Source organism: Cupriavidus basilensis (genome assembly GCF_029335485.1).
Classification (GTDB): domain Bacteria; phylum Pseudomonadota; class Gammaproteobacteria; order Burkholderiales; family Burkholderiaceae; genus Cupriavidus; species Cupriavidus basilensis_E.
Genome location: NZ_JARJLM010000168.1, coordinates 1 through 11,297, shown reverse-complemented (window position 1 = coordinate 11,297; position 11,297 = coordinate 1). Strand labels below are relative to the sequence as shown.

Genomic DNA, 11,297 nt, shown 5'->3' with positions numbered 1-11,297 from the left:
TGATCTGGCCAGAGGTAGGACATCTGAATCTAGCCTAGACAAAATCTTGTAGCGGCAAAGCGGTAATGTCCGGCAGTCTTGGACTGACACCAAGACAGGCAGTCAGACTCTTCGAGAAATCAATCATGAGTACTAAATTCATGCAGATGACCGGGCATCGCTCGTGCATCCGCATGGTGTGCAGCGCTTCCCGCCGAAAGTGCTGCGCGGGCATTTGAGGATCGTCGCATCTTCGGCAAGGCGCGACGGGGTGAACTGACGCCGCCCCTGAGCGGATGTCCCATATGCGCGCCGCAGTAGTCCAAGGCCTGACGCAGCACCGTATCGACGCTGCGGAGCGAAATGCGGTGACGCTCCGCGACTTCCTGGCGGCTCAATCCCTCCACCCGCAGGTTCATCAGCACGCCACGATGGCGATGCGGCAGGCTCTCCAGCACGCCATCGAGGGCTTCCAGGTTGGCGCGCAGTTCGATCATGACGTCGAGTCCCGGCGACGGGTCCGTCAACTGTTCAAGTTCCGTCGCGGCATCGCTGACGAAGGACCATGGCCGCCGCTGGCGGAACCGGTCCGTAGCCAGGTTGCACGCCACGCGGTACACGTAGGCTTCCGGGCTCAGGAGCGTGGCCACGGCACGCATGTCTCCCAAACGCAACCAGGCATCATGCAGGCACTCGCCGGCCAGATCGGGACAGCCAAGATGCCGAATCAGACGACGGCGCAGGCGATCGTAGTTCTCGACCAGCACCTCGCGCAGGACAACACGGCTAGCTCCGTCCATCATCGGTCTTGCTGCAAACGCCGGCGTTCATCGTCGGTCAGGCGCGAGAGCACGTCGGGATTGAAGTTGCGTCCATGCCCAACGTATTGCACCCTGTTCTTCGGATCGTAGGACGGGGCATCCGACTGCAAGCCGGGGCGTGCCGGCACATTGGCTCCGCCACCTTCGGCAGGCGCCTGCGCCTCGTTGCCCACATCGAGGATCCGTACCGTGAAGATCGACGGCAAGGCCTGGCGCGCCGCCGAGCGCTCCCGTTGCACGGCGTCTTGTGCCGCGTTTGCGGCTTGCGACGATGCGGCGCTCGCATTGGTCAACGCCCCAACATTCACTGCGGCCACGGTCGGGATGCCCGCCGACTCGCCCTTGACCTGGATATTGGCCGCATTGATGACCTGAAGCGCAGCGAGATTCACGTTACCCGACACACGGATGCCGGCCTCGCCTGCATCGATGGTGCCCAACGGCGCGATCAGGTCCACGTCGCCGGCGGGGACTTCGGCGAGCGGCGCCAGCGTTGCGATACCCGCGCCTGAACTCGGAGCCTGCGGGGAGATCGCAACGTTGCCCACATCGTCGTAGGCCAGCTTCGGCGGCGTGAACAGTACCGTGGTCTTCGAGCCGCGTCCCGCGTTGATGTCGCCCCGTTCCGACCAGGCGAGGATGCTGCCGCCGAAGGTCGTCATGATGCGGGACAGTCCCAGCAGCAGGCTGCCTTCGCTGAACAGACGGATGTCGCCCCTCCCCTGCGTCATCACGCCGGACGTGCTCGGCGGCACCTGGCCCTGCACGCCGACGACGATCTTGCCGCCCGGGGCCAGCACGTCGATGTTGCCGCCGAAATTGGTGCGCACCCCCGACCCACCGAACATCGTGATGTCGCCGATGCGCGCGATCTCGCGGCCTTTGGCATCCGTGTCGGGGAACAATGTGGCGATCATCTCGCGACCGCGCAGGTATGAGCCCACCCGGCTGCTGGCCGGGTTGTTGTACTCGCGGCCGCCTTCGCGCAACTCCGCGTAGTACACCTCGCGCAGGAAGACCCGTTGCTGCTCCGGCGCCAGTCCGTCGAAATACGCCAGCGCTTCGGAGGTGCCGCCGACGAATCCGTAGCGTGCCTTCAGCCACGCGGCCAGTTCCGCTTCGTAGGTCTTGACGGCGCGGCCCGGCTGGTCTGCCATGGGCCGCCCGGTGTCGGCGCGATTCGCCGGATCGAGGTAGCGCGCGCGGATCGCCGACATGTCCAGGCCCGCGGCGCCGGCGCCCGCCATCAAGGCGATGGCGGCGCCGGGTCGAGTGTCGCCAGGCACGATCGGCCCGATGGACGTGATGCCGCCACGGTCTTCCTGCAGCAGGTTGCGGCCGGCGAAGACTTCCAGCGTACCGGGGCCTGCAACCTCGAAATTGGCATAGAGGATGTCGCGGCCGGCAGAAACGACCGAGACGTCGTTGGCGTTGGTGTGGACGATGAGGTTGCCGCGCATCGCAACGCCACCGAGATCCACATCCCCCTGGGTCGTGTGGCCCGGCGCGTCGCCGGTGTTGACGATGTCCCGCGCGGCCTTGATACGGACCGGTGCCGCGGCGTTGTACCAAGTCGCCGCGCTGTTGGGGAACGCCGCCGTCTCGCCGGTCTTCAGGCCAACGATGTCGCCGCCGGCAGCGTAGAACCGGATCGGTGGCGCGTCGACCGCACGAGCAAGCACCCGCTCGGCGGAATTGGGGCCGAAGGCAAAAAGCGTCGGGCCGATGTTGTTCAATCCTCCGCCAGACAGGTTCGAAACGCGCATGTCACCGGTGCCGAGGTCCATCCCCACGAAAGCGGGATTGAACGGCGATGGCAAGGCGATCCCCGCCCCCGACATGTTGATCGAGTACTGGCCTGCGTAGATCGACCCGCCCGCAAGCATCTCCAGCACCCCTGTGGCGGAGGGCGCGAGGGTCACGCCAGTGGAGAGCCTGTCGATAATTCTCGATTGCGGGGGCAGCGCCGCGTAGCCGTAGTACAGACTCCCCGTCAGGGCCGCGGCCCGGAAGATCGAAGGATAGACAATCCATCCGTCCGGAGACGCGATACGAATCAGGCCGTCAGCAACGCCCCGGGTTTCCACGGTCGGTGTCATGTTGCCGCCGGCAGACACCAGGTTGAGCGCCGTGTGAGCGGTCCAGAGCGAGAACCATCCGTTCCCGCCGCCTTGGTAAGGGGTGCCGTTCACGGCAAAGGCGGCACTATACGGCGTGGTAGTGCGCCCGGGATCGGCTGCGGCACCCAAGACCAGATCGCCCAGCGAGCGCAGATACATTGCCGAGTCTCCCGGGATGAGACTGATGGCCCCCTTGGGCGTGCCGGTCGTCGCCGTGAACGGATCGATGCCGCGCGGGTCTGTCAGGTCGGCGAGTCCGTTGCCGCGTGCGCTGTATTCCAGGCCCACACTGCCTATGGACCCTGCGCTGACCTGTGTGGCACCGCGCAGATTCGCGACTGCGCCGGTCAATGCGAGCTTTTCCACGCCCACGGTGATATCCCGGCTCGCGTTGAGCGCGCCGGCAATGCGCATGTCGATATCGCCGCCCCCGGTCAGCGTGAGCGCGCCGTCGGCACCGACCCGCCCCGTACTGCCCACCGCGACCATCAGGCCTGTGCTTCGGTCGTAGGCCATCGGCGCCGTGCTCTGGAGCCCGTGCCAATCGGTCACGCCTGCCTCGCCGCCGACACGAATGCTGACGTCGCCACCGCCCAGTGCGCCGATCCCGGTAAAGCCTGTCAACCGGGGCGCCGTGATGGTGTTCGATGTACGCACGGGATCTGCAATGTAGGTGCCGAAGTTGATCCACCAGGCCGCCGGGATGGCGGTGTCGATTCGCGCCGTGCCCGAGCCCTGCCGCCAGAGCCAGTTGCCCGTCATCAAGCTCGTCGACGAGGCGCCGGAGAGATCGCCGGTCAGGTTCCCGCCGGCGGTAATCCGTATGTTGCCGCCTTGTGTCGGATACCAGGCCCGGTACGTTGCGAGGCTGCTGTCATAGTCGAGCTGTTCGGGCTGCAAGCCGATCACCGTGCCATCGGCCTGTCTGCCACGTGCGGCGGTGTAGGCGGCATCGACGGCTGTTGCCGACCCGGCGGTATAGACGCCATAGAGCGAATGCATGCGGATGTCGCCGGCGGCAATCATCTCCAGATCGCCGGTGCCGGTCCGCACCACACTAAAGGCACGCATAGCCGGGTCGCGGGAGGTGATAATGGGCGGGCCGCTAGACGCCTTGTAGCACATGCTGGGTTCCACCTCGCACCAGCCCAGATCGGCTTCGGATACCGTCGAGTCTGCCTCGTAGAAGAACCAGTTGTCCGCAGTCCACTTCCAGACATCTCCGCTCTTGACCGTGGCGCCCATGACGTAATGGGTGTCACCCAGACGTATGGCACCGTTTGAGGCCGGATTCAGGGCGCGGCGATCGGCGGAGCCGAGATCGGCGCCGGCCACCATCTGCAAATCCCATGACGTGGCGCCCGCGCCCAACATCGGAGCGACGGCCCAGTTGCGCCCCTGCCTGTCGTCGACTGCGGGACGTAGATCAACACGCGCGTCGCGCGGCAATTCCACCCATGACATGGAAGGAATCAGCGATCCCCGCGCCAGATCGATCTGGCGGGTGGTTGTCATTTCCACCGGCAGCGCAACCCCCTTGGGCCACGTCAACGCTGCGACGTCGGCAGGCAGACGCAGGGTCGTTCCTGCCCCGAGCCGCATGTCAGGCGTGAGCGTTACCGTCGCCGACAATACCGTACCGGCCGCATAGGCGATGGACCCATCGGCGTTGTAGATGTTCGCCGCCACCACCGTACCTGCGGCCAGGTTCAATGCGCCGGCAAGAATCGCGTCCACGGGCAGCACCGTGCCTGGCGGCAGCGTCATCGCGCCCACGGGGACGTTGTAGTTCAGGGTGGAACCGGCCGGAAAGCGCGTGCCGATATCGAGCGACACGCCGTCGATCGGAATAACCACGTCGCCACCGAACCGATAATTCCCACCCAAGGTATAGCGCTCCTCGGCCAACACCCATCCCTTGTCGTCGGGGGTGCCAGCCGGCGGCGCAAAGCCGTCGTTGACGCTGCCGTAGATGTTGAGATTGCCGCCCGCGCGGATCACCAGCGCACCCGGTTCGCCGTAACCGCGCCGGGCCGGGTCGCCGCGGTTGGCGTCGGGGCCGTAACGGTAACCGGACAAGTCCAGATCGCCCACGATCGTGAGGTCGCCGTGCGGATTCGTCAGGCGATTGCTGACAATCTCCACACCGGGCCGGAGGTGGTAATCGCCCAGGCCCGCGAGCCGGCTGCCAAGCGCGCCATTGCTCAGCGCGGCATTCATGAAGGCCTGGTTGTCCGCATCGATGCCCGGGCGATAGGTACCATTGATGTAGGTACCGTCGAAGTACGCCTGCGTGATGAGTTGCGGCCGGTATCCCGACACATCGGGCTGGTCGGCCGGCGGCGCGTTGTCATAGGTACGGAAGGCGTTGACCGCGATGGACTTTGCGCCTGCAATGGCGGGGGTGCCAAGGACCGCCACCGCAACATCGTTGGCGCCGTTGCCCGAGACATCGACGGAACCGTCGGCCGCGACACCCGTGCCGCCCCGGCGCGCGGCGTTGAGCGACAGCGTGCCGCGCGCAACGCCGTCATTGCCTTGCGTCGCCTCGGTGCCGGCACGCAGATCGATACGGGCGTTCGCGCCCAGCGTCAGCGTGCCCTGCTGCGCTGTCAGGTCGACGATGGCGCGATTCGGGCTGTCGATGATTTTTCCGTAGCTATCCACCCGCAATCCCGAGCCGTGGGCATCGAGCGTACCGTTGATGGTCAAATCCCCCTTCGCTGCCAGACGGATCGTGCCGACCTGTGCGCCGGCGGCGTCGATATGGCCGTCCACCGTCAGGTTGCCACCGTCCACGACAATCGACACTTCGCGGGCCTTTACGCCATCGCCCACCGTCAGGTCGCCCTGCCGGGTCTGGAAGCGGCGCGCGCCGAACACGCCGCCATCGCTCAGGCGACGATTCAGGCCGGCGAAATCGCCCAGGGTCCGCGCCCGCACGGTCAGTTCCGCCCCGTCATAAGGCACGAATGTGCCGCCCGCGTCGTAGCTGCCGCTGCTCTGCCCTCGGATCGCGCCGGCCAGATCGACATGGCCGGCACCGGCGCCCAGCGCAGTCGCTTCGACCGTGCCGCCGCGATTGTCGCGGGCGGAAACGTCGATGACACTGCCTGCGGCCTGCGTGATGTTGCCCGTCGCGCTGGAGAGAACGAGGTCGCCACCCCAGCTGTACTTCCGGACATCGAACATGGCGATCTCGCGGCCGGCCAGATCGATGCGCGAAGCCGCACCCAGCGCGAGGTCGTTGGCCGCCGACAGGACCAGGCGCCCGGAAGGCAGCACGACGGTGCCGTCCATCCGGATGTTCCGCCCCTTGAGCTCCAGCGCTGCACCCAGTGCATCGGCGGCGGCCGGCGTACGCGCGCCTTCCGGCGCGGAAACCACAATGTCTCCGCCGGCCACGATCCGTGTCTTCGAGCCGGCCTGCCCCGTCAGGCGCGACGCGACGATATCAAGGTTGCCGCCGTCGTAGGCGTAGCCTTCACCCGGTGCGTACACGCCCTGTCGATGGTAGACCGACAAGGCACCTTTGCCGTTGGACGTGACGCCGTCTGCGGCCGCCAGCCTGACGTCGGCAAATCCCAGCGCGAGACGCGCATCTGTCGTCGTGCCGCTGGCCTGCGCATAGGGCCCCTGCCCCAGCACGATGGATCGGGCACCGATGTCGAGCCTGCCGTCGCCCAAAGCGCCCGCCATGACGGCACCCGGCACGGCGTCCGAGCCCGTCCAGATGAACTCCCCCGCGCGAATCGATGCCACATCACCCGCCGTGCCATAGCCATAGATGGCAGGGGTGCCGAGCACCAGCCGATTGAGGCTGGAGGCATCGAGGCTGGTCGTGCCGTAGATGTTGACCGCATCCCGGGCATTGAGGGTCAATGTTTCCAGTGCGGGGGCGCCGTCGGCGGTGTTGCCGGACAGGAGTTGGTTGAGCTTGCCCTGATTGAGCACCAGGCCGCTCGGCAAGCGTCCGGCAGCGCCGGCGGCCGCAATGCCGGCATCCTCGCCCAGGTTGATCGCGGCCAGTGCCAGCGAGAGGTTGCGCGTGCCATACGAAACGTTAGGCGATAGTGTCAGCGTTCCCCCGGTGGCGACCGCCAGCGTGCCCTCGGACAACAGGCGCGTGGTGCCGTTGCAGCCCGCGCTCACGCAACTGCCGATGTCGATCGGCACCGGCGCGAAATCGTCCAATCCCGGCGGTGCCAGCAGCAGGTTGATCCACCCGTTGGACAAGGTGATCACGCCATTGCCCGTGAATACGTAGCCGGCACGCGAATCGAAGCTTGCGCCACGCCGGCCGAGCGTGCTGATGGACGCGCCCTCCTCGATGAGCATCGATCCGCCGTAATAGGAAGGCGGGCTCGCCAGCACGATGTCAGCCGCCGACAGATTCACGCCACTGCGTATGATCAGACGGCTGCCATAATCGCCGGCAATTTCCGCAATGCGGCCCCGCTGCCCGTAGTTCGTGGCGATGCTGCCATTGAGCACCAGACGCGCCGCCCCCAGCTTGCTCAGTTCCTTGTCATGGACCGATGCCCCCGCCAATCCGTCGGCGGCGCGTTGCCCCGACGCCAGGACTTCACCGAGGTTGTGGACGTTGACCGTGCCGTCGAAACTCCCGCTCCCGGCTTGCGCGCTCTGGCGCAGTTCGCCGTCGAAGGTCAGGCTGGTGCGTACCGGGTCCTGGTCCGTCGGCTTGGTCAGAACGATGTCGAGCGTCTTCGCGTCTGTGGTCAACATGCCGCGCAAAAAGCCGAGCCGCGCTGCGTCCGCCAGCACGAAAGCGTTGTAGCCGGTCGGGTCGTAGCCCGAATGGATACTCACCTTCTCCGCCGGCGTGACGATGACCTGCCGCGGCAGTGCATCGCGAATCGACGTGTTGGCAACGCTGCGGTAGCCCGCCGTGATGTAGGAGCCGTCGCCGGTGCCGACCACGTTCGCGCTTCCGATGCGCGCCGCCGCGCCGATTTCCACCCGGAACGCACCGGGCAACAGCGCATAGGTCGAGGGCATCAGTGTATAAGTGCCGGCCGGCAAACCGGGCACCCCGTCCGGCACGGTGATCTGCTGCCCGACACCCGGCGTGCCGAATCCCGCTTCGGCTGCCACGGGCGCGTAGCGTGCCGTGCTGCCCGGGACGATCGCGTAGACCGTGTTGCCGGCGTTGCTGTAAGTGTTCGCGGGGTTGGCATTGAACAGGGGGGTTGTCAGGATATTGACCGAGCCGCCACGTCCGGCGACAAATCCCGCGCCGGTCAGCGTGCCGCCGCCCGACAGATCGAGAATCGCGCCGGCTTGCGCGTCGACATGGCTGCCGTTGAGCTGGATGCCTTGTTGCGCGATGTTACCCACGCCGGTCAGCTTGACGGCCTGGCCCGCGTAGAGATAGTTCAGGCCGTCGGCCGTGCCACCGTAAGGCATCGTCAACCCTGCGGCACTCACCGACGTAATGCTGCCCGGAAGCAGAATCACGCGGTCCGTCCTCACAGGATGACTATTTGCCCCCAGGAACACCAACCCCAGCGGTGCGCGTACGATGCCGCCCTGTTCAACGGTCTCCGCGCCCAGCGCGATGCTGCCGAATACCGAATTCGGCAAGGGGACGTCGCCCTCGCCATAACGGCGCACCGCCAGCACGCTGCCGACGGCATACTCCCCACCGATGCCGGTATACGGATCGAGTCGCGTAAAGCCGGCCGTGATCTTTCCGCCGTCCCCGGTTCCCGGATAGAGCTGCGCAGCGGTCAACAGTATGTTGCCCGGCGTCGTCAAGCCACCGTGAAGCAAGCGTATGTCGCCGCGACTGGTGAGTTCAACGGACGCGAAACCGCGCCGGTCCACCGTGTCGCGCGCGATGACCTGGTTGACCTCGTTGAACGTGCCGAAGCCCACCTCGTCACGGATGTCGATCAGGTCGGCCAGCACCGAGAACGTCCCGTCGCCGGATTGTCGCGACGGGCTGTTGAACCAGTGGGCCGACGGCATTGTCATGCCGTCCATGGTGACGCGGCGCGTCGCGCCGGCCAGTCGCACGTAGGGCGCGGACAAGGACACCGTCGTACCGGGCACCGCGTTCTCGCCGTGCGCGTAGGTTCCCGTGTACATGCGCAAGCTCTGGTTCATGTGAAGCGCGACGTTGCCATCGAAGCTCAGCGGCCCGTCGACCAGCAGGGAGAGATTGTCGAATCCGCCCGCCTCGATGCGGTCGACGCCGAGCCTCGCCGTGCCGGTATGCAGGACCTGCTTCGCCTGCGTCGGATTCGCCACCGCCATGGCCGCGCTGTCGCCCTGCACTTGTGCCAGCACCCACTCGCGATGCCGCAAGACATCCCCTTTGGTGGTCAAGCTCGGATAGAAATCCGATGCCAGTGCCAGCGCCAAGGTCCCGCCTGCGGCACCTGCCCCACCGGCCACCGCGCGCAACGTGCCGTCCAGATACAAGCCGTGACTGGACTTCAGGATGATCGAGCCGCCGGGGCTCGCCACCGTCACTGGCGCCGCGGATGCGCTGTTGCCCCCGAGATCCAGCTCCGCTTGTGTGCCCGAAGCGTCGAGACGCGCACCGGCGCGAACGACGACGAATGCATTGGCCGCATTGCCGTCGCCCTTCTCTTCCCAGTCCAGCGCACCGCCAATGCTGATCGTGCCGCCGTCGGCGACGCGTCCATAGCGCCGTCCTGCGGCGTCCTGCGCAACCGCGGCGCGTGCCGCGGCATCGAGTTCGGCATGATCGCCGATCCAGATCATCCCGGCCTTCTCCACGATGGCACTGCCGCCGCCAATCGCAATGGCACCGCCCGGGGCGCTGAGCTTGCCATCGACCGTGATATCGCTGGCCGTCAGCGTGATCGACTGACCGGGATCGACGGTGATCGCTGCACCGGTGCGGATGTCGATCGCCCCACTGGGGAGGGAAGACTTGCCGGAGCCGACGGTCGATTGCAGCACGAGACTGGCGCCGCCACGCTGCGTGAGCACCCCTTGCGCCGGATTCTCGCGCCATATCGGCGGCGTCCAGAGTTCCAGCGCGCCCGCGCTGCTGCCGCCGGTTGGCACCGCTTGCGCGGCATCCGAAAAGCGATAGACCGGCATCCGGACATCGAGCCTGGCATCGTCGGCCACGATCACCCCGAGGTGCCCGTCGATCTGGTAGCGGGAGAACCCCGACTGGAAGACGCCGGCATCGAGCGAAACGCTGGGCTTGGCGGTCACCGCCTGGTTGAATACCGATCCTGCGGCAACCCGGGTGCCGCTGGCAATCGTGACGTCGGCCGGTGCCGACTTGCCGGCCGTCACCGTGACGGTTTCCGGATAGATGAGAAAACCGTTCGGAAACACGCTCGCCGGCACGATGTAGTCCGACGGGAAAGCGTTGTACGTTGTGAGCCGCTGGATGATCGATCCCGCCGGGATAATGACAGCGGGTCCGTCACCTGCCCTGTGGCCGCGAAACACGCGGTCTTTCCCGTTGACCGTCGCGGATACGACATAGAAGGTCGCCGGGGCGCTGCTGGGAACGTCGGGAAGCTGCCAGTCCGCCCCAAGCGTGACCGCGTAGGCACCGCTGATGACCGGCTCCGTGCCCACCGCTTCTCCCGGCATCGCACGCGTACGCTGATACGTGTAATCCACCGGCAGGATATCGCCTGCCCGGATCTGGTAGTCCTGCAACAGGATCAGGTCGATGGGCGCCGCCTTGCCAGCCTCCAGCACGTTGCCGGTGCCGAGCACCTGGCCGCCGACCACGATCCCGGTACCCGACGACACCTTGAGCGTGCCACCGCCGTTGACCCCGTAGCCGCGAATATCGCCGTCAATCGTGAGCAGGCCACGCAACGCCGGCCCGCCGCCCTGCATGTCTGCCGCCAGGGTGACATCGCCGCCGCGACCGCCGCGCGTCTTGCCGTTGGCCAGGACGGCGGCGCCCGAGGACACGTCGATCCGGGCCTCGGATGCCAGTGTCACGTCGCCGGAACTCTGGATCGACACCTTGCCGCCGTCGAGATACGGCAGGCCGCCGGCGTTGCCGGGGTCGAGCTGAAGATTGCTCCACAGGCCACGGGCATCGAGCGTCACGCCGCTGGCCACCGCCACGTTGACCGGCGAGTTCGCCGGTGTGGGAAGCGGGGCTTCCACAGCACCGTTGAATGTCATGCGGTTCAGTACGTTGCCCAGCACGATGGACCCGCCACGGGCCGCAAGATCGGCGTTGACCGAAACCTGCGGTGCATGGAGCGCGATGCTGCCGCCCGCCTCGACCGAAAGCGCACTCCCGACCGTCACCTGCCGGTTGGCCAGCGCCACCACCGCACCGAAGCCGAATCCGTTCAGGCGCTCGCTGTCGATGAACAGCGTGTCCTTGCGCACCTGG

Annotated in this window: 2 protein-coding genes; both read right to left on the bottom strand. The window is 66.6% G+C overall.

Annotated features, from left to right (window positions below; translation table 11 throughout):
- Positions 1–119: 119 nt before the first annotated feature.
- The gene (locus P3W85_RS10125; protein ID WP_276264696.1) at positions 120–782 is read right to left on the bottom strand and encodes an RNA polymerase sigma factor; all 663 of its coding nucleotides are present in this window, start codon (positions 780–782) and stop codon (positions 120–122) included.
- On the bottom strand, positions 779–11,104 hold the full coding sequence (locus P3W85_RS10120) for a filamentous haemagglutinin family protein (protein ID WP_276264695.1): 10,326 nt from the start codon (positions 11,102–11,104) through the stop codon (positions 779–781). The genes P3W85_RS10125 and P3W85_RS10120 overlap by 4 nt, the downstream gene beginning before the upstream one ends.
- Between the last annotated feature and the right edge of the window lie 193 nt (positions 11,105–11,297).